Source organism: Pseudovibrio exalbescens (assembly GCF_028737195.1).
Taxonomy (GTDB): Bacteria; Pseudomonadota; Alphaproteobacteria; order Rhizobiales; family Stappiaceae; genus Pseudovibrio; species Pseudovibrio zosterae.
Map to the genome: position 1 here is coordinate 301578 of NZ_JAQZAJ010000001.1, position 26593 is coordinate 328170.

Annotated in this window: 22 protein-coding genes; 14 read left to right on the forward strand and 8 right to left on the reverse strand. The window is 56.1% G+C overall.

Annotation, left to right across the window (positions count from 1 at the left end):
- From PUV47_RS01510 to lpxB, 10 genes are all read left to right on the forward strand, one after another.
- Positions 1-771, forward strand: coding sequence for an isoprenyl transferase (locus tag PUV47_RS01510; RefSeq protein WP_274217405.1), 771 nt, complete (start codon positions 1-3; stop codon positions 769-771).
- Between the two features lie 31 nt (positions 772-802).
- On the forward strand, positions 803-1636 hold the full coding sequence (locus PUV47_RS01515) for a phosphatidate cytidylyltransferase (RefSeq protein ID WP_274216683.1): 834 nt from the start codon (positions 803-805) through the stop codon (positions 1634-1636).
- A gap of 34 nt (positions 1637-1670) precedes the next feature.
- Positions 1671-2840: a 1-deoxy-D-xylulose-5-phosphate reductoisomerase gene (dxr, locus tag PUV47_RS01520; protein ID WP_274216684.1), complete on the forward strand. Its 1170-nt coding sequence runs from the start codon at positions 1671-1673 to the stop codon at positions 2838-2840.
- A 59-nt stretch (positions 2841-2899) separates the two neighbouring features.
- Positions 2900-4036 (forward strand): RIP metalloprotease RseP, encoded by a 1137-nt coding sequence (gene rseP, locus PUV47_RS01525; RefSeq protein WP_274216685.1) that lies wholly within the window; start codon positions 2900-2902, stop codon positions 4034-4036.
- A gap of 168 nt (positions 4037-4204) precedes the next feature.
- On the forward strand, positions 4205-6571 hold the full coding sequence (bamA, locus tag PUV47_RS01530) for an outer membrane protein assembly factor BamA (protein WP_274216686.1): 2367 nt from the start codon (positions 4205-4207) through the stop codon (positions 6569-6571).
- A gap of 66 nt (positions 6572-6637) precedes the next feature.
- On the forward strand, positions 6638-7678 hold the full coding sequence (lpxD, locus tag PUV47_RS01535) for a UDP-3-O-(3-hydroxymyristoyl)glucosamine N-acyltransferase (protein WP_274216687.1): 1041 nt from the start codon (positions 6638-6640) through the stop codon (positions 7676-7678).
- A gap of 124 nt (positions 7679-7802) precedes the next feature.
- On the forward strand, positions 7803-8273 hold the full coding sequence (gene fabZ, locus PUV47_RS01540) for a 3-hydroxyacyl-ACP dehydratase FabZ (RefSeq protein WP_274216688.1): 471 nt from the start codon (positions 7803-7805) through the stop codon (positions 8271-8273).
- 7 nt (positions 8274-8280) lie between these two features.
- Positions 8281-9084 carry an acyl-ACP--UDP-N-acetylglucosamine O-acyltransferase gene (gene lpxA / locus PUV47_RS01545; RefSeq protein WP_274216689.1) on the forward strand — a complete coding sequence of 268 codons (804 nt, stop codon included), beginning with the start codon at positions 8281-8283 and terminating at the stop codon, positions 9082-9084.
- A 9-nt stretch (positions 9085-9093) separates the two neighbouring features.
- The gene (locus tag PUV47_RS01550) at positions 9094-9954 is read left to right on the forward strand and encodes an LpxI family protein (protein WP_274216690.1); all 861 of its coding nucleotides are present in this window, start codon (positions 9094-9096) and stop codon (positions 9952-9954) included.
- Positions 9951-11144 (forward strand): lipid-A-disaccharide synthase, encoded by a 1194-nt coding sequence (gene lpxB / locus PUV47_RS01555; protein ID WP_274216691.1) that lies wholly within the window; start codon positions 9951-9953, stop codon positions 11142-11144. The genes PUV47_RS01550 and lpxB overlap by 4 nt, the downstream gene beginning before the upstream one ends.
- 153 nt (positions 11145-11297) lie before the next feature.
- Here the strand turns inward: lpxB and gltA are convergent, their stop codons facing one another.
- Both gltA and gltX read right to left on the reverse strand, forming a co-directional pair.
- A complete protein-coding gene (gltA, locus tag PUV47_RS01560; RefSeq protein WP_274216692.1) occupies positions 11298-12590 on the reverse strand; it encodes a citrate synthase in 1293 nt (430 codons plus the stop codon).
- Positions 12591-12820: 230 nt separating this feature from the next.
- Complete coding sequence (gene gltX, locus PUV47_RS01565; protein WP_274216693.1) at positions 12821-14245, reverse strand: glutamate--tRNA ligase; 1425 nt, start codon at positions 14243-14245, stop codon at positions 12821-12823.
- Positions 14246-14370: 125 nt separating this feature from the next.
- Here gltX and PUV47_RS01570 point away from each other — a divergent pair, with 125 nt between their 5' ends.
- Positions 14371-16719, forward strand: coding sequence for a ComEC/Rec2 family competence protein (locus PUV47_RS01570; protein ID WP_274216694.1), 2349 nt, complete (start codon positions 14371-14373; stop codon positions 16717-16719).
- On the opposite strand, the gene lexA is transcribed toward PUV47_RS01570, so the two are convergent.
- The 6 genes from lexA to PUV47_RS01600 form a co-directional block, all read right to left on the reverse strand.
- Complete coding sequence (gene lexA / locus PUV47_RS01575) at positions 16702-17451, reverse strand: transcriptional repressor LexA (protein ID WP_274216695.1); 750 nt, start codon at positions 17449-17451, stop codon at positions 16702-16704. The genes PUV47_RS01570 and lexA overlap by 18 nt on opposite strands.
- 163 nt (positions 17452-17614) lie before the next feature.
- The gene (glp, locus tag PUV47_RS01580; RefSeq protein ID WP_274216696.1) at positions 17615-18823 is read right to left on the reverse strand and encodes a gephyrin-like molybdotransferase Glp; all 1209 of its coding nucleotides are present in this window, start codon (positions 18821-18823) and stop codon (positions 17615-17617) included.
- Positions 18820-19326 (reverse strand): cyclic pyranopterin monophosphate synthase MoaC, encoded by a 507-nt coding sequence (gene moaC, locus PUV47_RS01585; RefSeq protein WP_274216697.1) that lies wholly within the window; start codon positions 19324-19326, stop codon positions 18820-18822. Before moaC ends, glp begins: the two co-directional genes overlap by 4 nt.
- A 54-nt stretch (positions 19327-19380) precedes the next feature.
- A complete protein-coding gene (gene trpC / locus PUV47_RS01590; RefSeq protein ID WP_274216698.1) occupies positions 19381-20172 on the reverse strand; it encodes an indole-3-glycerol phosphate synthase TrpC in 792 nt (263 codons plus the stop codon).
- A 23-nt stretch (positions 20173-20195) separates the two neighbouring features.
- Positions 20196-21212 carry an anthranilate phosphoribosyltransferase gene (trpD, locus tag PUV47_RS01595; RefSeq protein WP_274216699.1) on the reverse strand — a complete coding sequence of 339 codons (1017 nt, stop codon included), beginning with the start codon at positions 21210-21212 and terminating at the stop codon, positions 20196-20198.
- Positions 21213-21285: 73 nt separating this feature from the next.
- A complete protein-coding gene (locus PUV47_RS01600) occupies positions 21286-23172 on the reverse strand; it encodes a peptidylprolyl isomerase (protein WP_274216700.1) in 1887 nt (628 codons plus the stop codon).
- Positions 23173-23527: 355 nt separating this feature from the next.
- Between PUV47_RS01600 and secG the strand changes: the two genes are divergently transcribed.
- From secG to PUV47_RS01615, 3 genes are all read left to right on the forward strand, one after another.
- Positions 23528-23899 (forward strand): preprotein translocase subunit SecG, encoded by a 372-nt coding sequence (gene secG, locus PUV47_RS01605; RefSeq protein ID WP_274216701.1) that lies wholly within the window; start codon positions 23528-23530, stop codon positions 23897-23899.
- A gap of 134 nt (positions 23900-24033) precedes the next feature.
- Positions 24034-25662 (forward strand): CTP synthase, encoded by a 1629-nt coding sequence (locus PUV47_RS01610; RefSeq protein WP_274216702.1) that lies wholly within the window; start codon positions 24034-24036, stop codon positions 25660-25662.
- A 22-nt stretch (positions 25663-25684) separates the two neighbouring features.
- On the forward strand, positions 25685-26551 hold the full coding sequence (locus tag PUV47_RS01615; RefSeq protein WP_274216703.1) for a VOC family protein: 867 nt from the start codon (positions 25685-25687) through the stop codon (positions 26549-26551).
- Positions 26552-26593: the final 42 nt, after the last annotated feature.

Below are 26593 nucleotides of genomic sequence, written 5' to 3' on the forward strand. Positions count from 1 at the left end.
ATGACGGCTACGGTTGATGATGTGCCGGATGAACAGCTAGACGTGTCTGCTGATCGAGGCATGCCGCAACACGTAGCCATCATTATGGATGGAAATGGCCGGTGGGCCGCATCCCGTGGAATGCCGCGCACGGAAGGGCATCGCAACGGCGTTAAGACCGTGCGCGACATCGTGCGTCAGGCGGGTGAGCTCGGCATTGGCTATCTCACCCTTTTTGCCTTCTCATCCGAAAACTGGTCCCGTCCTCCGTCTGAGGTGAAGTTCCTCATGGGTTTGCTGCGCGCTTACGTGCGTTCAGACCTGAAGGAGCTGAAGAAGAACAATGTCCGCATTCGTGTCATTGGCTCTCGGGAAGACCTGGATCCGGGCGTGAGACGGCTTCTTGAAGATGCAGAGCACGCCACAGCAGAGTGCTCCGGGTTGGAGCTGGTGCTGGCGTTCAATTATGGCGCGCGCGATGAGTTGACACGCGCGGTGCGAAAGTTAAGTGCTCAGGTTGCTTCGGGGGGCAAACAACCTGATGCCATTACGGGTGAGGACATTGAGGCGTGTCTGGACACAGCCGGAATGCCCGACCCTGATCTCATCATCCGAACCAGTGGAGAGCAGCGGCTCTCAAACTTTCTTCTCTGGCAGGCGGCCTATGCGGAGTTCTACTTCGCGCCGATGCACTGGCCAGATTTTGACAGGAATGCGTTCGACCAGGCCCTGAGCTGTTATAAGAACCGGGAGCGCCGTTTTGGCGGCCTCGGGACAGCCGTCTCCACGTGACGGCTGAAGAGACGTTGGAAAGCACTGGGCCTTGTTTGAGAAACTGACGCAGAAAAATCCTGATTTGCTGGTGCGCTTACTGTCCGCATTGGCCCTTGGTCCGTTTGCGCTTTTTGTCTGCTGGTATGGCGGCATCTATTTCTCGATTTTCATGCTTGTTGCCACGGTTCTGGTGTTCTGGGAATGGAACCTGATCGTGAATGGTGGCAATCGAAGCCTGCCGTTCTTTTTTGGCGTGACGGCGCTGCTTCTTATCGCTGGTCTGGCAGAGTTTCACAGTGTTGGCGCGGCGCTGCTGATCGGCTGTGCCAGCGTTCCTGCGCTGTGGGCCTTTGAGGCCAAGGGGAATGGCGGCTGGCTGGCCAAGGGGTTTGCCTATTCCGCAGCTTCGCTGATTTCTTTGATTGCCATTCGCCACGGATCTGTCGGCTTTGAGTTGGTGCTCTATCTCTATTTTGTGGTTTGGGGCACGGATATTGCCGCTTACTTCTGCGGCCGCGCCATAGGTGGCCCAAAGCTCTGGAAGCGGGTTTCTCCGAACAAGACATGGAGCGGGGCAATTGGTGGTTTTCTGTTTGCGGCCCTCATGGGTGCAGCGATTGCCTACTTTACCGGGTTCATGAGTGTGATTGCAGCGGTGCTGCTTGCCGCCGTATTGTCAATTGCTTCTCAACTGGGTGACCTGTACGAGTCGGCGTTGAAGCGCCGGTTTGGTGTGAAGGATTCCAGCCAGCTCATTCCTGGGCATGGCGGCTTGATGGATCGCGTGGACGGCCTTGTGTTCGCAGCGATTGCCGCCTATGTGTTTGGCGTGCTGCTAAGCGGTCAGGTTGCAGACCCCGGTCTGGGCCTCCTTGCCCTGTAAGGCCACAATTGACAGTTCTAACAGTAGGTCAGTGATGAGCCGCCAAAAAATTGCTGTTCTTGGTGCAACAGGTTCCATTGGTCAGAGCACGCTTGATCTGATTTCGCGCAATCCTGAAAGCTATGAGGTTGGGCTGCTCGTTGCAAACAGCAATGCGCAGGCGTTGGCCGATGCAGCACTGGCGGTAAACGCGCAGCATGTTGTCATCAATGACGAGAGCAAGTTTGCCGAGCTGAAGGCGCGGCTTGATGGTTCAGGCATTGGCGTTGCGGCTGGACGGCAAGCGGTGTTGGACTGGTGCCGTGAACCTTTCGATATGCTGGTTTCTGCCATGGTTGGCGCTGCCGGTCTGGAACCCACTTACTCTGCCATAAATGCGGGCAGCAATGTGGCTCTTGCAAACAAGGAGTCTCTTGTGTGCGCGGGGCGGTTGGTGCGAGGCGCTGTACAGAAGGCGGGAACGGCGCTGCTGCCGGTGGACTCCGAGCACAATGCCATTTTTCAGGTTTTCGAACACGACAACGCGGATCAGATTGAGAAAATCATCGTTACCGCGTCAGGCGGGCCCTTTAGAACCGCATCCTTTGAAACCATGAAGAAGGCCGGTCCGGCGGAGGCATTGCGCCATCCCAATTGGGAGATGGGGTCGCGTATCACCATCGACAGCGCGACCATGATGAACAAAGCCTTCGAAGTGATTGAGAGCTTGCATCTCTTTCCGGTTGAAACCCGTCAAATAGAAGTACTGGTGCACCCTCAAAGTCTCGTCCACGGTATGGTACAATACTCGGACGGGTCATTGCTGGCACAGATGGGGCCAGCTGACATGCGGGTGCCTATTGCCCATTGTCTTGCTTATCCGAAGCGGATGCCTGTTGAGGGGCAGAGGCTGGATCTTGCAACAATCGGGCAGCTTACTTTTGAACGCCCTGATTCGGAGCGGTTCCCGTCCATGCGATTGGTATGGGATGTTATAGAACAGGGCGATGGTGCAGGCACAGCGTTTAATGGTGCGGATGAAGTGGCAGTGGCCGCGTTCTTGAAAGAAGAAATTGGCTTCCTTGATATTGTGGGTGTGGTTGAAGACACATTGGTCCGGCTGAACGGGCAGGGCTTGCTGGCGCAACCTTCCACACTTGCAGATGTTCTGCATATTGATGGCGAGGCCCGACGGGTCGCTAGAGAGTTTATTGAGGCACTTTGAGCGCAGGTTCGCATGGACGGACAGAACTTGCGCTGAATGCCGATTGGAAAGGGTGAAGAATGGAACTCTTGAGTTCAGTATTGGGAGGGTCGTTGGGATACATAATCCCTTTCCTGTTCGTGTTGACGATTGTGGTCTTCTTCCATGAACTCGGGCACTTTCTCGTTGCGCGGTGGTGCAGCGTAAAGGTTGAGGCGTTCTCAATCGGATTCGGTCCGGAGCTGTTCGGCAGAAACGACAAGAAGGGAACGCGCTGGAAACTGAGCGCTATTCCTCTTGGTGGCTATGTCCGCTTTTCCGGCGATGAGAATGAGGCAAGCGTTCCGGACCAGGATGCGCTTTCCAAGATGAGTGACGAGGACCGCAAAGGCGCGTTTCAAACGAAGCCGGTTTGGCAGCGCGCAGCCGTGGTGGCAGCGGGGCCTATTGCCAATTTCATTCTGGCGATTCTCATTTTTGCCGGTCTGTTCTTCTTTTATGGCAAGGCCGAAACACTCCCGCGGGTGGATGTGGTGCGCGAGGGAAGCGCTGCGGAAATTGCCGGTATTCAGCCCGGTGACATCGTGGTGTCGATCAATGGCAACGAGATTTCCAGCTTTACGGATCTACAAAGGGTTGTGTCGGCCAGCGCGGATTTGCCCGTGCAGATTGGACTTGATCGCAGTGGCGAACTTGTTGAAGTGACCGCTGTACCAGAACGTCAGGAAGTGACGGACCGATTTGGAAATAAACAGAAAATCGGCATTCTTGGCATTCAGCGCAACGCTACGCAGGATGATGTCACGGTTGTCCGTTATGGCCCAATAGAGGCGCTCGCCGAGGGCGTGAATGAGACCTGGTTCATTGTGGAGCGTACGGGTGGCTACATCGCAGGGTTGTTTGCAGGCCGTGAAGATCCTGATCAACTGGGCGGGCCAATTCGGGTGGCGCAGATCTCTGGGCAGGTGGCGAGCTTCGGCATTTTACCCCTAATTAACCTAACTGCAGTTTTGTCAGTGAGTATTGGTCTTTTGAACTTGCTGCCAGTGCCCATGCTCGATGGGGGGCATTTGATGTTTTATGCTGCCGAGGCGGCACGTGGAAAACCTTTGGCACCTAAGGTTCAGGAGTATGGCTTCCGGATTGGAATCACCTTGGTGCTGATGCTTATGGTTTTCGCAACATGGAACGACCTGCGTTTATTAATAAGTCCATAGCGTTAACCCTTGGCGGTTATTGGGTAAAATTACATGGAATACGCCGCGCAGCGGTTGCTTTAGGCTGAAAACCTTGTACAAAGTTCCGAGGTGTTTCAGATTCTATCCATTTCCTCAGGGAGCGGGGGGTACCGCGAGCTGGGGCAGACTATAAAGGCATAGCTTTCTATGCAGCGTTTAAAGAGCCTGTCACGAATTTCACTGCTGGCGTTGACCGTTACTGGGGCAGGGGTCGCGCTTCCAGCCGACGTTTCACCTTTTGGTGCAACTGTTGCTGAAGCCGCCGTTGTGAGCCGTATCGACGTTCAAGGTGCAACACGCATCGAGAGCGATACCGTGCGGAACTACCTGACGATCCGTCCAGGTCAGCCATTTACTGCGATCGACATTGATGAGAGTCTGACAACCCTTTTTGCTACGGGCCTGTTTGCTGACGTCTCCATTTCACAGCGGGGAAGTACCCTTGTTGTGGAAGTCGTCGAGAACCCAGTCATTGGCCGCGTTTCTTTTGAGGGGAACAAACGGATCAACAACGATGCCCTTAAGGGTGTGGTTCGCTCTACCGAGCGCTCCATGCTGACCAAGGCACGTGTTCAGTCCGATGTTCAGAACATTCTCGAAGCTTATCGTCGCTCAGGTCGCTTCCGCGCCTCTGTCGAGCCGAAGATCATTGAACGTGGTAACAACCGCGTGGATCTGGTGTTCGAGATTGACGAAGGCGACAAGACCGGTGTGTCTCGCATCAGCTTTATCGGTAACCAGGCATTCAGCGATGGACGTCTGCGCGATCAGATCCAGACCCGCGAGAGCGGTCTGCTGAGCTGGCTGCGTACAACCGATACTTATGATCCAGATCGTCTTGATGCCGACCAGGAGCTTCTGCGTCAGTTCTACTATCAGCAGGGTTATGCGGACTTCCGCATTGTTTCTGCGGTAGCTGATCTGGACCGTGAGCAGAACATCTTCTATGTCACGTTCACCGTTGATGAGGGTGACAAGTACACCTTCGGCGACGTTGAGATCGAAACCTCCCTGTCACAGGTTGATCCAGAAGCGCTTCGCAGCCATCTGCGCACGCGTCCAGGCAATACCTACAACTCTCTTGAAGTTGAAAAGACACTTGAAGATCTGACGATCGAAGTGTCCAAGGGTGGTTACGCTTTTGCTCAGGTTCGCCCACGTGGTGTCCGTGATTACGAAAACAAGACCATCTCTCTGACCTATCTCATCGAAGAAGGTCCTCGCGTTTATGTTGAGCGCATCAATGTTCGCGGCAATGACCGTACACGTGAGTACGTGATCCGCCGTGAGTTTGATATCGCTGAAGGCGATGCTTACAACCGCGTCCTACTCGACAAGGCAGAGCGTCGTCTGAACAATACACGCTACTTCAAGTCCGTTCGGATTTCCCGTCAGCAGGGCAGCGCTCCTGACAAGGTGATCATCAACGTGGATGTTGAAGAGCAGCCAACTGGTGAAGTTTCCTTCGGTGTGGGTTACTCCACTTCCGACGGCGTGATCGGCGATCTGTCCATCACGGAAAAGAACTTCCTCGGCCGTGGTCAGTTCGTACGTGCAGCCGTTGGTGGTGGTAGTGAAACTCAGAGCTACGAGTTCAAGTTCGTTGAGCCATTCTTCCTCGGTCGTCGTATCTCCGCAGGTGTTGACGTTTACCGCAAGGTTTTCGAAGAAAACGACACCCGTGCCTACGAAGAAAAGACCACTGGTGGCGGTTTCAACTTCGGTCTTCCGCTTCGCGAAGATGAGCTGACGCTGAACCTGTTCTACAAGATCTATGAGACCGATCTGACACGTGATGACAGCACCGGTATCAATGACTGTAACACGGCTGACGTTTCTCTCGCGGTGTGTGACTCCCTTGGTAACTACCTGACCTCTTTGGGTGGGTACTCTCTGGTTTGGAACAACCTCGACAACAACCTCAACCCACGTGACGGTGTTTACGCCAAGTTCCAGCAGGACTTTGCGGGTATCGGCGGTGACTCCCAGTACATCGAGACCACTGTTGAAGGTCGTGTGTTCAAGGAGCTGGTTCCGGCTTGGGGCCTCGTAGGTTTTGTTAAGGGGTCCGCGGGCCAGATTGAATCAATCGGTAACCGCCTGCGTGTTTCCGATCAGTTCCAGGGCAGCTCTGACCTGATCCGTGGTTTCGAAAGCAACGGTTACGGTCCGCGTGATGCCAATGGTGACGCGATCGGCGGTAAATACTACGTCGCTGCGACTGTTGAAGGTCAGATGCCGCTGCCATTCATTCCGGATGAGCTTGGTCTTTCCATGGCAGCCTTTGCGGATGCTGGCTCCCTTTGGGGCGTGGACAGCGAGCTGAAGGATGCAGTTGAGAACGGCGGTAGCCGGATCGACTCCGAAGACTTTGATCTTCGTGCTTCCGTCGGTGTGGGTGTCCTTTGGCAGTCTCCGTTTGGACCACTGCGTGCAGATTTTGCATGGCCAGTTGCCAAGGACGATGTGGACGAAACTCAGGTCTTCAAGCTGAGTGGCGGTACCCGCTTCTGATCTTGACGAAAGTGATTATAATTGGCCGCCGAAACACTCGGCGGCCTTTTTCGTTTGTAGGACACTATGACTGATCCAAAATTCTTCTCCGACAGCACCCCGGTCTCTCTGAAACAGATTGCTGAATGGGCTGATGCTGAACTCGTGCGTGGTGATCCTGAGGCAACTGTTTCTGGTGTTGCCCCACTGGATGAAGGTGGGGAGGGCATGTTGGTTTTTATCGATAACCCTAAGTATGCCCCTCAGTTGCAGGATGTTGTTGCCACCGCGTGTTTGACGCCGAAAAAGTATCTCGACCGGGTGCCGGAAGGCGTTGCAGCGCTTTTGTCCAAAGATCCTTATCGCAGCTTGGCGAAAGTTCTGGCCAAGATGTACCCCGAGGCGATGACCCCGCTACGGGTGTTGGGTGGCGCTGAAATTCATCCAAAGGCGGTTATCAGTGACAGTGCCGTTCTTGAAGGCGATGTGGTTGTTGAAGCCGGTGCCGTGATTGGGGATGGCGTTCATGTTGGCGCTGGCAGCGTAATTGGCCCCAATGTGGTAATTGGCGCGCAGTGTCAGGTTGGCCGCGAAACACGCATCTGTGCAAACGCGACCCTGCAACATGCGCTTATTGGTGACCGGGTGATCCTACATCCGGGTGTTGCTATTGGTCAGGATGGTTTCGGCTTTGCCATGGGGCCAGGTGGTCACTTGAAGGTGCCTCAGCTTGGACGCGTCATCATTCAAAACGATGTGGAAGTGGGTGCCAACACCACGATTGACCGCGGCGCGAACCGCGACACGGTGATCGGTGAGGGCACGAAAATCGACAATCAGGTTCAGATTGGCCACAACGTGAATGTGGGCCGGCACTGTGTGATCGTCTCTCAGGTTGGCATCTCCGGGAGTGCGACGCTGGAGGACTATGTGGCCATTGGCGGCCAGACCGGCGTTGCAGGCCACATTCGCATTGGCATGGCGGCGCAGGTTGCTGCGGTTTCTGTGGTTAATGATGACCTGCCGGGCGGTGGGCGTTATGGCGGTACGCCGGCTAAGCCAGTGCGGCAATGGTTCCGGGAAATGGCGGCCTTGAGCCGCCTTGCTGAAAAAGACGGTAAAAACTGACGGGTTTTTGGCATTTTTGGAGGTGGTTGTGGCTGTTTGGAGCTGGTGTTTCCACGTGGCCTTTGCTAACAACCCTCTCGAATAATCCCGAAAAATTGTCGATTTGAGTTCTGAGGCTTTTTGTATGAGCGACGCTGAGAATAAGACGCTGGATAGCGCAGATATCATGAAGGTGCTGGAGCTGCTGCCACACCGTTATCCGTTCCTGATGATTGACAAGATCATCGAAATTGATGGCGACAACTCCGGTATTGGCATCAAGAATGTGACAATCAACGAACCTCACTTCCAAGGTCACTTTCCAAAGCAGCCAGTCATGCCTGGTGTGCTCTTGATTGAGGCCATGGCGCAGACCGCGGGCGCAATGTGCATCAACGCACGTGAGAACACGGATGCTCCATCACTGGTCTATTTTATGACCATCGATAAGTGTAAGTTTCGCAAGCCTGTTGTTCCTGGGGACCAGGTACACTTCCATGTGAAGAAAATCCGCAACCGCGCCACAATCTGGAAGTTTGATTGTACAGCTATGGTGGATGGGCAGAAGGTCGCTGAAGCTGAAGTCAGCGCCATGCTTGTAGACTCCGAAGCTTGAGGTTTTGATGCAACAGATACATCCCACTGCGATCATTGAAGCTGGGGCTGTCCTTGGTGACAACGTAAAAATCGGCCCGTACTGCATGGTGGGACCCAATGTGACCCTTGGCGATGACGTGGAGCTGATTTCCCACGTGGTGGTTGCGGGTCACACATCTGTTGGTGCTCGCACGCGCATCTTTCCTTTCGCAAGCATTGGACACCAGCCGCAGGATCTGAAGTACGCCGGAGAGGAAACACGCCTCGAAATCGGAACGGACAATCAGATCCGCGAACACGCGACCATGAATCCCGGTACTGCTGGCGGTGGTGGCTTGACCAAGATCGGTGACCACTGTTTGTTCATGGCGAGCACGCATGTGGGGCATGATTGCATGGTGGGTAACAGTGTTATCCTTGCCAACAACGCGACACTCGCAGGGCACGTTGAAGTAGAAGATTTCGTGATTTTTGGCGGGCTCTCTGCGGTGCGGCAGTGGTGCCGCATTGGGTCCCACGCCATTGTGGGCGGTCTGACTGGTGTTGAATTCGACGTTATTCCTTTCGGCTCCGTGATTGGTGACCGTGCTCGTCTTCACGGGCTGAACCTGATTGGTCTGAAGCGCCGCAATTTCAGCCGGGATGAAATCCATGCGCTGCGTCATGCCTACAAGGAAGTCTTTGAAGGTAGTGAAGGCACGCTTCGAGAGCGGGCACAAAAGGCCCGTGATGCCTATGCGGACCGCGAAGGTGTCCAGCAAATGACCGAGTTCCTGTTGGTGGAAGGCGAACGCCGTTTCTGCACGCCGAGAAAGGGTGCTGAGGGGTAACTTGGTGCCATGACAGCACAAAGGCCTATTGCTGTTGTTGCAGGTGGCGGGCGTCTGCCTGAGCAGGTTATTCGCTCTGCAAAAAACAGCGGACGGGAAGTGGTTACAATTGCCATCAAAGGGGAGGCGGATGCCTCCCTTTCTGCGTTCCAACCGGTGGAGCTGGGGTGGGGGCAGATTGGCAAGCTGTTCGACACGATCAAACGCGCTGGTGCGGAAGAAGTGATTTTGATTGGATCAGTCACACGCCGGCCGGACTTTACTTCTATCATTGGTGATCTTGGAACCATGCGGCGGTTGCCGCGCATCCTTGCCGCTCTTGTGGGCGGTGATGACAGCCTTCTGGTGAAGGTGATGGGTATCTTTGAAGGGGAGGGTCTGAAAGTGGTTGGAGCCCATGAGTTGGCGCCTGAGCTGCTGGCAAAGCCCGGCCTCATGGCTGGCCCGACGCCGGACGACGGCGACCTTTCTTCCATATCTCTTTGTCTGGAAGCGGTAAACGCACTTGGCGGGTTGGATATCGGCCAGGGGGCCGTTGCCGTTGGCAGCCGGGTCGTGGCCCTTGAGGGGGCTGAGGGAACAGATGCCATGCTTTTCCGATGCGCAGAGCTTCGGGAAAATGGACGCGTGCGGGCCAAAGGCGCTGCGGGTGTACTGGTCAAGTGCTCCAAGCCGCAGCAGGATTTACGGGTCGACCTTCCAACCGTGGGACCACAGACAATTCGCGGCGCGCACAAGGCGCAGCTCAAGGGCGTGGCGGTGGAGGCCGAGCATGTGCTGATTGCCGACCTTGAGGAAACGCTGGCGCTTTGCAAGGAACTTGGCATCTTTCTTTTCGGTATTGACCGGGGCCGGGAGGCATCCAGATGAAGCAGGAAAAACCGCTCTCGCTTTATGTCGTGGTTGGTGAAGAGTCGGGCGATCAATTGGGCGCTGAGCTGGTGAAGGCACTTCGCGGGCTGTCAAGCGTTCCCGTCGTGCTACACGGTGTGGGCGGCGAACGGCTTGAGCGCGAAGGTTTGACCTCACTGTTTCCGCTTCACGAGATTGCCGTGATGGGTCTGTCGGCCGTTCTGGCTCGGCTTCCCAGCATCGTACGCCGGGTCTACCAGACGGTGGATGATGTGGTTGCCAAGAACCCGGACATTCTCCTGATCATCGACAGTCCGGACTTCACGCACAACGTTGCAAAGCGGGTGCGGAAAAAGGCGCCCCACATTCCGGTGGTGGACTATGTTTCTCCGTCTGTGTGGGCGTGGCGGCCTGGCCGGGCGAAGAAGATGGCAGCCTATGTGGACCACCTTCTTGCGCTGTTGCCATTTGAGCCTGATGCTCACAAACGCCTTGGTGGACCAGAGACCACCTATGTGGGGCATCCGTTGATTGAGCGCCTGGAGGATTTAAGGCCTTCTGAGGGCGAGCGAGCGCCACTGAGCGAGGACGCGCGTACCGTGCTGGTTCTGCCCGGAAGCCGCGGCAGCGAGGTCTCACGCCTGCTGGAGCCGTTTGGAGAGGCCGTTGAGCGGGTGGCGCTGGCCCATCCGGCAACCAAGTTCATTTTGCCTGCTGTGGCCCACCAACTTGACCGCATTACAGCAGGTGTTGAGGGGTGGAGCGTAAAGCCAGAAATCGTTGTGGGCGAGGCGGAAAAGTTTGCGGCCTTTCGAAAAGCTCATGTGGCTTTGGCAGCGAGCGGTACGGTCTCCCTTGAGCTGGCGATCTCCGGCGTTCCCATGGTGGTTGCCTACAAGCTGGATTGGTTCTTCCGCCGTTTGAAGGACATTCATCGGTTTGTTCCCATAGCCTCGGTAGACAGCATGGTGCTGCCGAATCTCGTGCTGGGGAGCAAAGTCGTTCCAGAATATCTCGATGACGAAGCCAACGGCGAGGCTTTGGCCCAGAAGGTGATTTCTCTGCTCGATGAGGGGGTTGCGAGAAACCTTCAAGTGGAGGCGTTCAGTCAGCTCGACCGCGTCATGCGTCTTCCGGGGGGAGAAAGTCAGGCAGGCATTGCGGCGGATATTGTCTTGAAAATCGCTGAGAAGCGACACGCGCGTTAAGGTGTCAGGTGCTTTACTCGGTATCGCCGCGCGGGGTCTTTATGGGCCCCGCGTTTTTGTTTGGCCCCGCGTTCTTGTTGAGCAAGACGAGGGCACTCCCCAATAAAAAAGAGGGCCGGAGCCCTCTTTTGATGCTGTTCGTGTACCAAGCGTTTAGCGGCGCTGGTCGATTGGCATGTAGTCGCGGGAGCTTGCGCCAGTGTAGAGCTGACGTGGGCGACCGATGCGCTGGGATGGATCCTCCACCATTTCCTTCCACTGAGCGATCCAGCCGACAGTACGGGCAAGAGCGAACAGCACAGTGAACATGGTGGTTGGGAAGCCAAGAGCACGAAGTGTGATGCCGGAGTAGAAATCGATGTTCGGGTAGAGCTTCTTCTCGATGAAGTACTCGTCGGACAGAGCGATCTTTTCCAGTTCCATTGCGACCTGCAGAAGCGGATCGTCCTGGTGCCCCAGTTCTGCCAGCACTTCATGTGTGGTCTTTTGCATGATGCGCGCGCGCGGATCGTAGTTCTTGTAGACGCGGTGACCAAAGCCCATCAGACGGAACGGATCGTCCTTGTCTTTTGCGCGGGCGATGAACTCTGGAATGCGGTCTACGGAACCGATCTCGGAAAGCATGTTGAGCGCAGCTTCGTTTGCGCCGCCGTGGGCAGGGCCCCAAAGACAGGCGATACCTGCCGCGATACAGGCAAATGGGTTTGCGCCGGAAGAGCCGGCGAGGCGAACCGTCGAAGTGGACGCGTTCTGCTCGTGGTCAGCATGCAGAATGAAGATGCGGTCCATCGCACGGGCCAGAACCGGGTTCACCTTGTAGTCTTCACAAGGCACGGCAAAGCACATGTGCAGGAAGTTGGAGGCGTAGTCCAGATCGTTGCGTGGATAAACGAATGGCTGACCAATGTGGTACTTGAACGCCATTGCGGCGATGGTCGGCATCTTCGCAACCATGCGCAGGGATGCAACCATGCGCTGATGCGGATCGGTGATGTCGGTTGAGTCATGGTAGAACGCAGACATGGCGCCCACGATACCTGTCATCACAGCCATTGGGTGCGCATCGCGGCGGAAACCGGAGTAGAAGCGCCCCATCTGTTCATGCACCATGGTGTGGTAGGTCACACGGTGAACAAAGTCGTCTTTCTGCGCACGGGTTGGCAGCTCTCCGTAAAGCAGCAGATAGCAGCTCTCCAAAAAGTCGCCATGCTCGGCCAGCTGTTCAATAGGATAGCCACGGTATAGCAGCGTGCCCTGATCGCCGTCGATGTATGTGATTTTGGATTCACAAGATGCGGTTGAGGTGAAACCGGGGTCGTAGGTGAAGCAGCCAGTCTCTTTATATAGCGCGCCAATGTCGATGACGTCTGGGCCAACTGAACCTTCGCGGACGTTAAGGTCCCAGGAATCGCTTCCGATAGTCAGCTTTGCAGTTTTGTCGCTCATATAGGCAACCCCCTTTGTTAAGGTCCCCCGTCTTCTTATGCCCTGAACTTGTATACACAGGGATACATTTCAGCATCTGATGCCAACGCCGGAGGAGTGTTGTCGTGGAGTTGCTATCGCATTTAGGGTTTTCCCGCAAGCACTGGTAGCTATGGCTTTTGTACTAATAGGGAAACTACCGCAGCGACTCTGGGAAAAGTGCGTCAGTAGTTCCCCCATTTTTCCGTCAATTAGTGTGCGACATCACGAATTCGTGCGACAGATTCTGTCTTTCCGAGCACTTCCAGAACATCAAAAATTCCGGGAGAGGTGCCACGACCAGTCAGTGCTGCGCGCAATGGCTGAGCGACCTTGCCAAGTTTCAGCTCTTCGGCCTCTGCAAATTCGCGAACCACAGCATCGGTTGTTTCTGCGGTGAAGGTTTCCAGTTCATCAAGCTTCGGTGCCAGACGGCCGAGCAGCGCGCGGGCATCGTCGGACAGGAGCTTTTCTGCCTTCTCATCCAGATCCAACGGACGCTGAACCCAGAGGTAACGCGCGGACTGGTGCAACTCCACCAAGGTTTTGGCGCGTTCCTTCAGTCCAGGAAGGGCTGCGAGGAACTTGCCCTCGTTGCCGCTCTGGGAGAGCCAGTTCAAAACTTCCAGCCCATCCTCGATTGCGGCCAGATAGACCTTGAAGGCTTCAAGAAGCTCTGCGTCTTCTGTAGAGCGCATGTAGTGCCCATTCAGATTTTCCAGCTTCTGGAAGTCAAAGCGGGACGGGGACTTACCGATGGCATCAAAATCAAACCACTCGATCATCTGATCGGTGGAGAAGATTTCTTCATCCCCATGACTCCAGCCAAGGCGGGCCAGATAGTTGCGCATGGCTGCAGGAAGGTAGCCCATGGCGCGGTAGGCCTCAGCGCCCAGTGCGCCGTGGCGCTTGGACAGCTTTGCACCATCTGGGCCATGGATCAGCGGGATATGCGCCATCACCGGCACGTCCCAGCCCATTGCGCTGTAAATCAATGCTTGCCGGGCGGCGTTGGTGAGATGGTCATCGCCGCGCACGATGTGGGTGACGCCCATGTCATGATCGTCAACTACCACAGCCAGCATATAAGTCGGTGTGCCGTCGGAGCGGAGCAGAACCAGATCATCCAGATCCTTGTTTGGGAAGGAAATGGTTCCCTGGACCTTGTCGTTGATGATGGTTTCGCCATCCAGAGGGGCCTTGAGACGAACAGCAGGAGCCACTCCTTCAGGAGCTTCGGAAGGGTCACGGTCACGCCAGCGGCCGTCATACCGCGGCGGGCGGCCTTCTGCGCGCGCTTTTTCGCGCATCTCCGTCAGCTCTTCTTGCGTGGCATAGCAGTAATAAGCCTTGCCTTCTGCTACCATCTGTTCGGCAACTTCCCGGTGGCGGTCTGCTCGTGCGAACTGGGAGATCGGATCTCCTTCCCAGTCGATGCCCATCCAGCTGAGACCGTCGAGCAGGGCGTTGACGGCTTCATCCGTCGAGCGTGCGCGGTCGGTGTCTTCGATGCGCAGCAGCATCTTGCCACCGTGGCCCTTCGCATAGAGCCAGTTAAACAAAGCGGTGCGGGCGCCGCCAATGTGGAGGTATCCCGTTGGAGAGGGCGCAAAACGCGTGACGATGCTCTCAGTCATTTTGTGATTTTTCAGTCTCTCGAGTTTAGCCAAGCAAATGCGGCGGGAGCCGCAGTGTTGCGCGCTGTGTACCATACCGTGTCCGAGCACCCAAGGGCTGTATTCCAGTTAGACGCGGATTGACGGTGAACACTGACAGGGAAGTGTACGACGCCTCAGATGTTGCTGAGCAGTTCGGGAGGCGTAGTGCCTCTGCCGGCCGCTTTGCCGTGGCTTTCAGGCTAAACACTGAACTGGAAGGGCTTGGACAAAAAAAGAGACCAGACTCGGCGAAGGGGCGGAACTGGCGGGGCTATTTTGCGCCGCGTTACTGGGGGGCTGCGGCGTTTGCCAAGGCGCTTCATGAAGACTTGCAGCGCGGTGTTGCACCGTTGTGGGCCGCTACTTTTTTCGCGGCTGGGATCTGGTTCTACTTTTCAATTCCTTTTGATCCCCAGCTCTGGGCGCTTATCCTGTGCTGTTTGGGGGCAGGAGCGGCATTCGTTAATGAACGCCTTGCCCGGCGGACGGGGCTTGTCTCTGGAATGGTATTGATCTTTTTTGCAGGTGTTACTGCCTCGCAGCTTCACGTGGCGTACCTCGTTGGGCCTCAGCTTGACCGACAAATCACAGCAAAGGTTTCGGCGCGCGTTGGCGAGGTCGAGAAAGTCGAGGATGGGCGAACCCGGCTGACCCTCCAGTTCCTGGAGGTATCAAACCTGTCCCCTGATGAAATGCCTAGGTGGGGGCGGATATCTGTGCGTGGCGCGGTGCCTGACCTTGCCCATGGGGATGTGGTTGAATTGCGGGCGCGGCTGATGCCGCTCTCTGGTGCGGTGTATCCCGGCGGCTACGATTACGCGTGGAATGCATTCTTCAAGGGGCTGCAGACCTCTGGGTATGCGCTGTCGAAAGTCACGGTTGTTTCTACCACAGCGCCTTCATCTGGTTTCAATGGTGTGCCTGTGTTGCGGCAGGGTGTTTCAGGTCGCATCCTCCACCACTTAGGGCCAAGTGCTGAGGGTGGGCTTGCTGTTGCCCTTTTGGTTGGCGAAAGAGGTTTCTTGCCAGAAGAAGATCGCGAGGCGCTGCGAATGGCGGGCCTTGCGCACTTGCTTGCCATTTCCGGGCTGCACATGAGCTTGGTGAGCGCACTTGTATATTTTGCCATTCGGCATGGATTCGCGTTTCTTCCCCGCGTTGCCTTGTCCGGCCAGATATCACGCATTGCGGCGTTTGGCGCATTGGGGTTTGCCAGTTTTTATCTTGTACTCTCCGGAGCTTCTGTGGCCACTCAGCGGGCCTACATCATGGTTCTCATCGTGATTGTGGCCAGCTTGCTAGGGCGGAGAGGGCTGAGCCTAAGAACGCTGGGATTTGCTGCGCTGATTGTCCTGATGATTGCACCTGGAAACCTGTTGCAGCCGGGCTTTCAGATGTCTTTTGCCGCAGTTGCCGCGCTGATTGCCGTCTATGGTGCTTGGCGAGAGGTTGGACGCGGACGCGGGCGCAAAAGGCGCCAATCCCGAATGGGTGCCTTGGTACGCGGGCCTGTTCTGTGGCTTCTGGCCTGCGGGGCGACCTCACTGATTGCCGAGTTCGCCATCGGGCCAATTGCGGCATTCCATTTCCAGAAAATCGCGCCCTATGGGCTTGTAGCCAACTTGCTGGCCATGCCGGTCTTCAGCTTCGTTGCCATGCCTCTTGGCATCTTGGGTTTGATGTTTATGCCACTTGGTGCGGAAGCGCCGTTTTTCTGGGGAATGGGCATGAGCCTCAACCTCATCTTGCAGGTGGCCCACTGGGTCCACGAACTTTCCGGCGACATGGGCGTCATCGGCTTGGTGAGCTGGCTGGGCACGCTTTTGATGGTGGGGTCCGTGCTTGTGTTTGCTCTGCTGCCGGGAAGGTTCAAGCTGCTTTTTCTGCTGCCGCTCAGCTTGTCAGCGGTCGCTTTTGCTGCCTATGAGCCACCACATCTCTTGATCTCGGACAATGGCCGAACCATTGCATTCTTCAATGTAAATGGAGAACCTAGGGTATCTGCAACTCGGGAAGGATTTGTTGCGTCTTCCTTCCTGCAGGCCTTCGGGGTCGAAAAACGGAGCTTTTCAGATCACCGGGCGCTACGGGATGACCGTACCTGTGATGCAGTTGGGTGCGTTTATATTGCCGGGCTTGAAAAGCCACCTGATCAAGGCGCAGGCAAGGGCCAGTTCATACGTATTGCAGTGACCAAGGAGCTTTCTGGGCTATCCAGAGACTGTGCCCTTGCAGATGTGGTGGTGACGCAATTGCAGGCTCCTGAGGATTGCCGCGCCCCGCTGGTTCTGGATGTAGCTCAGCTGACTGAGCGAGGAAGCCATGCGATATGGCTGAAACCCACTCCAGATGGCTTGAAAATTGCGCGGGTTGTTGCGGCCTATGGAACGCACCGACGGGCCTTCCAGCCCGCCGTTGAAAACTGGGCGCGCGGCTTAGTAGCTGCGGAATAGGGAGACAAGCTTGCCCTGAATGCGCACACGGTCAGGGCCGAAAATGCGGGTCTCATAGGCAGGGTTTGCAGCTTCCAGTGCAATCGTGCCGCCCTTTTTACGCAGACGCTTCAACGTGGCTTCTTCATCGTCAACCAGCGCGACAACGATATCGCCGGTTTCTGCCGTATCACCGCGTTTGATGAGTACGGTGTCACCGTCCAGAATCCCGGCCTCAATCATGGAATCACCGCGCACCTCAAGGGCATAGTGATCACCCCGGCCGAGCATGTCTGCGGGCATGGTAATGGTGTGACTGTGGGTCTGGATCGCTTCAATTGGTACACCAGCGGCAATGCGGCCCATTACCGGCACATCTACCATGGCGCCCGCTGTTGCAGCAGAAGGGGAAGAAACGGCAGGAACTGGTGTGGCGGCTTGTGGAGCCTTCTCTTCAGTGTTCTTGCCAAGAGACCCTTCAATCACCTCGGGGGCAAAGCCCTTGGAGCGGGGCTGCGCGCCTAAGGCGTAGCCGCTGGTCTCAGGCAGTTTGATCACTTCAAGCGCTCGCGCCCTGTTGGGCAGCCGGCGAATGAACCCACGCTCCTCCAGTGCGGTGATGAGGCGATGGATGCCCGATTTTGAGCGAAGCTCCAGCGCGTCCTTCATCTCGTCAAAAGAGGGGGGAACGCCTGCTTCCTGCAATCGCGTATGGATGAACATGAGCAGTTCATGTTGCTTTTTCGTCAGCATTGGCAGCTTCCCCGTCGTGGTGCCCAGATAAGTGTGAATTCGGTACAAAACGCGAACACTACACTACCTGTTCCTATTGTGTTCTGCAACCGTTAAAGACGGGTTATTACCCCCAAAAACAATAGGTTTTGGGCCTGATTTAGGCGAAAAGAACCATGATTCCTCAAAACAGCAAGTAAGGTACCTGCTCACCAATCTCCGCAGCAGGTGCATGGGGTGGACGCACGATGAGTGCGTCGGATGCGCTAAGAAGAGAGAGCATGGACGAATCCTGCCGCTCATTGGCCACCAGCTTCTTGTTGCCGTGATTGTCGACCTCGATCCTTGCGCGCAGATAGTCCTGTCGCATGTCATTGGGCTTGAGAGGTGCGCCGAGGGGCAGTGTCTGTTCTGCCTTATGAGCTGGGGCGGTTTGAGCCAGTAGCGCCTCAATGAGCGGCTTTAGGAACAGGAGGCCGCACACAAGGCTGGAAACTGGGTTTCCCGGAAGGCCGAGCACCCTCATTGGGCCAATGCTGCCGGCCATCAGTGGCTTGCCCGGACGCATGGCAATGCGCCAGAACTGAAGATCCATACCCGCTGACCCAAGAGTGCTCTGAATGAGGTCATGGTCGCCAACGGACGCGCCGCCAAGGGTGACCAGCACATCTGCCTTTTCCTTGATGGCGCGAGCGACCCGGCTGCCTATGTCGGCGCTGTCATCCGGGGCAATGCCAAGCATGAGCGGCTGCCCGCCGCATCGTCGCACCAGTTCTGCTATGCCCACTTGGTTTGAGGCAATGATCTGGTTTGGGCCTGGTGTCTCGCCAGGTTCGACCAGTTCATCGCCGTTTGCAAGAATGGCAACCAGTGGGCGGCGGCGGACGGGAAGGGCGGCGTGGTTCATGGCTCCGGCCAAGGACAAGGCGCGGAAATCCAGCTTGGTTCCGGCGGTGAGGAGCGCGTCGCCCTGCTTGAAATCAAGGCCTGCTGGGCGAATGAACTGGCCTTCTCTTGTTGGTTCATGGGCAAACAGCTGATCGCCTTCACGGCGCGCGTTTTCCTGAATGAGAATGGCGGTGGCACCGTCAGGCACCGGCGCACCGGTGAAGATGCGCAATGCTTGGCCCGGCTGCATGGTGCCTTGGTAGGAGGAACCAGCGGCGACTTCGCCAATCACAGTCAGGGGCTTGTCGGGGCTCATTGTGTCGCTGCTGACAACCGCATACCCATCCATAGCGGAAGCGGAAAATGGCGGCTGGGTGCGGGTTGCATGCACGTCTTCGGCCAGAATGCGTTCCCCTGCGCTTGCAAGGGCAACGCTTTCAACCGCGACGGGGTCGATACCTTGCAAAAGGCGGGCGAGGGCTTCTTCGACAGGGATAAGGCTCATGATGCGCTTTTCTCCTCTGCTGCCAGGTAATCGTCCGACTTGCCGCCCGTTTTTTCGATGAGGCGAATATCTGTGATTTCCATGGCCTTATCGACGGCCTTGGCCATGTCATAGATGGTGAGGCAGGTGATTGATGCAGCGGTGAGAGCTTCCATCTCCACGCCGGTCTGGCCGGTCACCTTGGTTAGAACTTCAACATCCAGCCCGGGCAGGTCGCGGTTTTCAGAAATGTCGACGGTGATCTTGGTCAGTCCCAAGGGGTGGCAGAGGGGAATAAGCTCGTGTGTGCGCTTGGCAGCCATGATGCCTGCAATGCGAGCTGTGGCCAACACATCGCCCTTTTTTGCGTTGCCGGAAAGGATCATCTCCAGCGTCTCAAGCTTCATGCGCACAGACCCCCGTGCCCGCGCGGTGCGAGAGGTCTCGGCCTTTCCGGAGACGTCCACCATGTGTGCTTCGCCAGAAGCATTCAGATGAGTAAGAGTGGTGGATTTCTCAGGCATGAATACCCCTCAAGCCATTGGTGAATCAGGAGGGGTATTCCAACGTAATTGTGCTTAGGTGCGCAAGAGAGAACGCGTTGCTGCAGTCACATTTTCTTGACGCATCAGGCTCTCCCCGATCAGGAAGGTCGTAATGCCGCTGCGTTTCATGCGCGAAAGGTCTTCCGGGGTGAACAGGCCAGATTCGCCGACAAGCAGGCGATCCTCCGGAACCATGGAGGACAAACGTTCGGTTGTCTCAAGCGCAGTCTCGAAGGTCTTGAGGTTGCGGTTATTGACGCCAACGAGACGGGAATTGAGCTCAAGGGCCCGTTCCATTTCCTCTTCGTTGTGTACCTCGATGAGCGCATCCATGCCGAGGTCGAAGGCAGTCTCTTCCAGATCTTTGGCAAGACGATCATCAATAGCGGCCATGATGATCAGGATACAGTCTGCACCCCATGCCCGTGCCTCGTGCACCTGATAAGTGTCATAGAGGAAGTCCTTGCGAAGGACCGGCAGGCTGACCACATTTCGGGCGGCAATCAGGTATTCAGGTTTGCCCTGAAAAGAGGGCGTATCCGTTAGGACCGAAAGGCAGGCTGCGCCGCCTTCTTCATAGGCTTGGGCCAGAAGAGGGGGATCAAAGTCTGCGCGGATCAGGCCTTTGGATGGGCTTGCCTTCTTGATCTCGGCAATGAGGCCATATTTGCCCTCGGCTTTCTTTGCTTCAAGCGCCTTCAAAAAGTCGCGGGGCGCGGTCTGGTCCGCTGCCATGGCCTTGAGGTCCTCAAGCGAGGTTTTTGCCTTGGCCGCTGCGATTTCTTCGCGCTTGTAGGCTTCGATCTTTTTTAAAATATCGGCCATGAATTGCGTCCTTTAGGGTTGGATCAGCTGTTTGAAATCGCAACGAGCTTTTCAAGGTGGCGTTTGGCGCTGCCTGTGTCGATGGACTGTGCTGCCAACTCCACGCCTTCCTTCAAGGTGGCGGCTTTGTCGGCGACCATCAGTGAAGCTGCTGCATTAAACACTACGATATCCCGGTAGGCGTTTTTCGTGCCGTCCAGAACATCCAGAAGCGCGGCCGCGTTTTCCTTCGGCTCACCGCCCTTAAGGTCCGCGGCGTTTGCAAAAGGAAGGCCAGCGTCCTCTGGGGTTATGGTGAACTCGGTAATGGCACCGTCTTTAAGTTCGGCTACAAAGGTCTCGCCGGTGGTGGTGATCTCATCAAGACCATCCGAGCCGTGAACGATCCATGCTTTCTCTGTGCCGAGGACACGCAGGGTTTCGGCAACGGGACGCACCCAGTTCCTGGCAAAAACACCGGTCATCTGACGCTTGACAGAAGCGGGGTTGGCCAGCGGCCCAAGCAGGTTGAAAATCGTGCGCGTTCCAAGCTCCATGCGGGCAGGGCCTACATGCTTCATGGCGGCGTGGTGGTTCGGGGCAAACATGAAGCCGATGCCAGCGCCATTGATGCACTCAGCAATCTTGCCGGGCGCGATGTCCAGATTGATTCCAAGCTCGGCCAGTGCTTCCGAGGAACCGGATTTGGAAGAGAGCGAGCGGTTGCCGTGTTTTGCAACGGGCACACCGCACCCTGCAACAACAAGCGCCGTGCATGTTGAGATGTTATAGGTGCCTGAACCGTCTCCGCCGGTGCCAACAATATCTATCGCGTTTGCTGGTATGCCTTCAACAGGGATCATCTTGGCGCGCATCGTTTCAACAGCGCCGGACAGCTCATCGATCTGCTCACCGCGCACCCGCAGCGCCATCAGAAAGCCGCCGATTTGTGCGGGTGTTGCCTTGCCGGACATGATGATTTCGAAAGCCTCGCGGGCTTGCTCGCGGTTCAATGCGGTGCCATTGGCCACAATGGCGATCAGTTCTTTCAAATTACGCATGCCCGTGATCCCAATGAGAACAAAAATAACGGCCGGATAGTTGAACATCCGGCCGCTTCAAATTCAACTCGACTTAGCGAGAAACGCCCGTGACTTGGTTGAACAAGGCCTGGTTGACCTGAACGCCTGCCTCCTGTTCCACCCGATCCACAAAACCGCCAATCAAGGAGTTCTGCAAGTCTGCGGAAAGCTGGCTGGCCAGATTACGGACCGGTGCAGAATCTTCGAACATTGCCGGAGTGGTGATGTCCGTGACTTCCAGGACCAGACGGGAGCCATCCTGAGCCGCAACTTCGGCCTTTGTGCCAACAGGGCCGGAGAAGACAGCGTTGAGTGCTTCTGCGCCCATCACCTCAGTCATTTGCTCACGTAGAAGACCACTTGCAGATTTCACTGTGAGGGAGCGTTCTGTGGCGACGTCGTCGAGGGACTTGCCGGAGTTTACTTCCGCCAAGACTTCCTCCGATGTTTGTTTCAGAAGTTCCGCCTGACGGTAGGCCGTCCAGTCCTTGATCACGCGATCACGGACCTCAGAGAGCTCGCGGTCTCGTTCCGGGGTTACTGCGGTTACTTCAAACCAGAGGTAGCCATCACGTCCAATGTTGAGAGCATCGTTCTCAACGCCAATGTCGCTGTTGAAGGCTGCAGCGATAAGCTCGTTGCGTGCAGGAAGATCAGCCTGCTGTTCGTCCAGACCGCGGCCTGACTGATCAAAGGCCGGTGCATCTACAAGCTCAAGGCTGAAACGCTCGGCGATTTCTTCAAAGGTGCTGCCGCCAGCACGCGCATCTTCCACCTCATTGTAGATGTCGAAGATTTCGTCAGCAGCAATGTCCTGCGCCAGATCCGTGCGGATTTCATCGGCCACTTCTTCAAGGGGCTGAACGTCGGCTGCGTTGATTTCTACGGCCTTCAGCAAAACGGTGGTGAAACGGCCTTCGATGACGGGGCTGACTTCGCCCTCTGCCAGTGCAAAGGCGGCTTCGCCGATGGTATCATCAAGGAAGCCCGCGCGGCCAAGTAACCCAAGGTCAACATCTGAAACGTCGACGTTGCGCTCGGCCATGATGTCCTCAAAGGACTTGCCTCCAGCGATTTCTGCCGCAGCAGCTTCTGCCTCTTCAACGGAAGGGAAGGAGAGCTGATAGATGCGGCGCTGTTCTTGAACCTGATAGCGGTCCTTTACACGCTCATATTCTTCGCGGACCTGTTCTTCCGTCAAAGCTTCTGGTTGGGCGATCTTTTCAGCGGTGACTTCGATGAAGCGAACCTGACGGTATTCAGGTGCGCGGTATGAGCTGATGCGATCGGAGAAGAAAGCGTTCAATTCTTCTTCGGTTGGTTCGCCGATATCGCCAAGGATTTCATTGGTCAGCTGAAGGTAAGCAACCTTACGTTCTTCTGTGCTGTAGTGGTTGAACGCTTTGACCAGCGCCTCAGGAGCGACCATGCCGCCTACCAGAGCGTCGATGAGCTGCAGGCGTTCAGCCTGCGCTTGCTGGCGCACAACGAACTCGTCCTCGGAGATGCCCGCGTTCCGCAGCACCATCGCAAGACGGCTGCGATCAAACCCGCCGTTGATGCCGCTGAAGGCCGGGTTTTCCTGAATGGTCTTGATCACCGCTTCGTCAGAGACGCCCAGGCTCAGGCCGGTCGCTACATCATTAAGCGCGGCTTCGCCAATCAACTGGCCAAGAACCTGAGTCGGAATGCCAAATGCCGCACCCTGTTCAGGTGTGATCGGCTGGCCAAGCTGGCGGGACAGGTTGTCGAGTTGGCGGCGGTATGCATCCTCAAACTCCATAGAGGAGATTTCAGTGTCGCCAACTTTTGCAACCGATGTGTTTCCAAAACCGGTGAATACGTCGGCAATCCCCCAGATAGCAAAGCTTATGACAAGCAAGCCGATGAGTACTTTTGCAAACCAAGTCCCAACGCTTTTTCGCAGCGCGTCCAGCATATTTTTAAATCCGTTTTCATCTGTCGAAGCAGAGGTGATGTGAGTTCACCCGCTACTGAATGCAAGGCGGGCGGATCATAAAGAGCCTGTATTGTGTGGGCAAGGTTGTGTGGCCCAAAATCTAGAGTTCTTCTGGGATTTAGCTGCGAATTCACAAGGAGTTGCCCCATTCGCTGCTTGCGCGCCTAAGGCGAGGGTGTTGATAAACACCAAAACGGGCCCAGTTCAGCAAAGTGCTGGCGGTTTTTGAGGTGGTGAAATGCAGATGCAATTCGATGCCATGTGTTTAAGGGTGGAAACCAAGATGAATTTAGGCTAGAAGGCCGCAAAACGAATTTCAAACCTACGGAAACCAATGGATACCGTTATTATTGTAATCCACCTGATGGTCGTGGTTGCTCTTGTGGCCATGATCCTCTTGCAGCGGTCTGAAGGTGGCGCTCTCGGCATCGGGGGCGGCGGTGGCGGCGGTGGCTTCATGTCAAGCCGCGGTACTGCAAACGTACTGACCCGCGGAACTGCCATTCTGGCAGTGATCTTCTTCGCAACCTCTCTTGGCCTGTCTTTGATTGCACGTTGGGATGACCGTCCTGCGTCTATCCTTGATGAAGTGCCTTCTGCTCCTGTCGAGCAGAGTGAAGGTACTTCAGGCAACGGCATTCTCGATCAGCTTGATGGCGCTCCAACCGAGCAGCCATCTGGTCCTCAAGTGCCAACAGCACAGTAATCTACCTGCCACGCAGCAGGTGAGAGCTATAAGTTACTGAGTACGGCGCTGCGATCAGATCGCAGCGTCCGTCTTTATGCGTTTAATAACAACAGAGTGTTTGCAGACGCTCTTCAAGCAAATGGTAGTGATCCATGGCGCGGTATATCTTCATCACAGGTGGTGTGGTTTCCTCTCTCGGTAAGGGTTTGGCTTCCGCAGCACTGGGCGCAGCCTTGCAGGCGCGCGGCTACAAAGTTCGTCTTAGAAAACTGGATCCCTATCTGAACGTCGACCCCGGTACCATGAGCCCTTACCAGCACGGTGAGTGTTATGTGACTGACGATGGGGCGGAAACGGATCTCGACCTCGGTCACTACGAGCGGTTTACAGGACGTCCAGCCAACAAGCAGGACAACATCACCACCGGTCGCATCTATCAGGAAATCATTGCCAAGGAGCGGCGCGGCGATTATCTCGGCGGAACGGTTCAGGTGATCCCGCATGTGACCGATGCCATCAAGAATTTCGTTCTGGAAGGCAATGAGGGCTACGACTTCGTCCTTTGTGAAATCGGCGGCACTGTGGGCGACATAGAAGGTCTGCCGTTCTTTGAAGCGATCCGCCAGCTTGGCAATGAATTGCCCCGCGGCCAGGCGGTTTACATTCACCTGACGCTGCTGCCTTACATCGCCAGCGCCGGCGAAATGAAGACCAAGCCGACCCAGCACTCCGTGAAGGAGCTGCGCTCCATTGGTATCCAGCCTGACATCCTGCTGATCCGCTGCGACCGCCAGATCCCGGAAAACGAGCGCCGGAAACTTTCCCTGTTCTGTAATGTGCGTGAGGAAGCCGTCATTCCGGCCTACGACGCCAAGAGCATCTATGAAGTGCCGCTGGCCTACCATAAGGAAGGTCTGGACGAGCAGGTTCTTCAGGCATTCGGCATTACGGGTGCACCAGCGCCAGACTTCACCCGGTGGGAAAAGATCGCCAATGGTCTGCAAAGCCCTGAAGGCGAGGTGACCATTGCAGTTGTCGGCAAGTACACTGTTCTGAAGGACGCTTACAAGTCTCTCATCGAAGCACTTGTTCATGGTGGTTTGGCGAACAACGTGAAGGTCAATCTTGAGTGGGTTGAGTCTGAAGTTTTTGAAGAACGTGATCCGGGGCAGGTTCTGGAGAATGTGAACGGCATCTTGGTGCCTGGCGGCTTTGGAGAGCGCGGCGCAGAAGGCAAGATCGCTGCTGCAGAGTATGCGCGCAAGAACAAGATTCCTTACTTTGGCATTTGTTTCGGTATGCAAATGGCTGTTATCGAAGCGGCCCGTAACCTTGCCGGTATCACCAAGGCAAACTCCACCGAGTTTGGTCCGGCAGATGAACCTGTTGTCGGCCTGATGACCGAATGGACACGCGGCAACACACAGGTAACCCGCAGCGAAGATGGTGACCTTGGCGGGACCATGCGGCTGGGTGCTTATCCGGCCCGTCTGGAAGAGGGTTCTCGTATCGCTGAGATCTACGGTTCCAACGAAATCTCCGAGCGCCACCGCCACCGTTATGAGGTGAACATCGACTACCGTGAGAAGCTTGAAGGGGCGGGTCTCAAGTTTGCAGGCACATCTCCGGATGGTGTTCTGCCTGAGACAGTCGAGATCCCTGAGCATCCTTGGTACATCGGCGTACAGTATCACCCAGAGCTGAAGTCTCGTCCGTTTGAGCCGCACCCGCTGTTTGCCTCGTTCATTGCAGCGGCGCGCGACAACTCGCGTCTGGTTTAACCAATCAGGTGCGGGAGGGCACATGAAGGCGATTGATCACATCGTGATTACGGGAGCGTCCATTGAGACGCTCTCTGCGTCTTGGGAAACGCTTGGCTTTACGCCGACCCCCGTTGCTCAACACCCATGGGGCACCATAAACCGCCTGATCCAGCTGGATGGGGCGTTCTTGGAGCTGCTGAGTGTTGCGCAAGGGGCGAGCATTCCTAAAGCCCATGAAGGGGCGTTTTCCTTCGGTGCCTTCAATCAAGCCTTTTTGAACAAGCGGCAAGGGCCGTCCATGCTGGTTCTGGACAGCAGCTCGCCGGAGAAAGACCGCGCTGCCTTCGAGCAAGGTGGACTGCCGGTGTTTGAACCGTTTTCGTTTGCGCGGATCGCCAAGGCGCCCGACGGAACAGAGCGAAAGGTGGGATTCGACCTGACGTTCACGCAGAACCCGCTTTGCGCTGAGATGGGCTATTTCACTTGCTTCAATCGCTATCCGGAAAACTTCTGGCGGCCCGAATACCAGCAGCATGCCAACACTGCGAAGAAACTTTCCAGTGTGGTTTTGGTGGCGGCCGATCCGGGAGATCATCACGGCTTCCTGAAGGCGTTCACCGGTGTGGGGACGGCAAACCTAAGCAGTCTTGGGGTTTCAATCGAGCTTTCAGGGGCCACCTTGAAGGTGCTCTCTCCCAGTGCGTTTGAGAGCATCCATGGGTATGCCTGTCCCGTTGAGGGACGTGACATGCGTCTTGCTCACCTAGAGATTTCAGTGACTTCTCTTGATGCCTTCAAGCGTGCTGCCAAGACCGATGGGGGCTATGAGCGTGGGGGGGCGTTTGTGCTGCCGGCCGATCAGTTGCTCGGTACTGGCCTCTCCATTGTCGGTCCACGATCAGCATAAGTTCTCAAAAAGATCGCGCGGATGCTCTTTGATGTAAGGGCA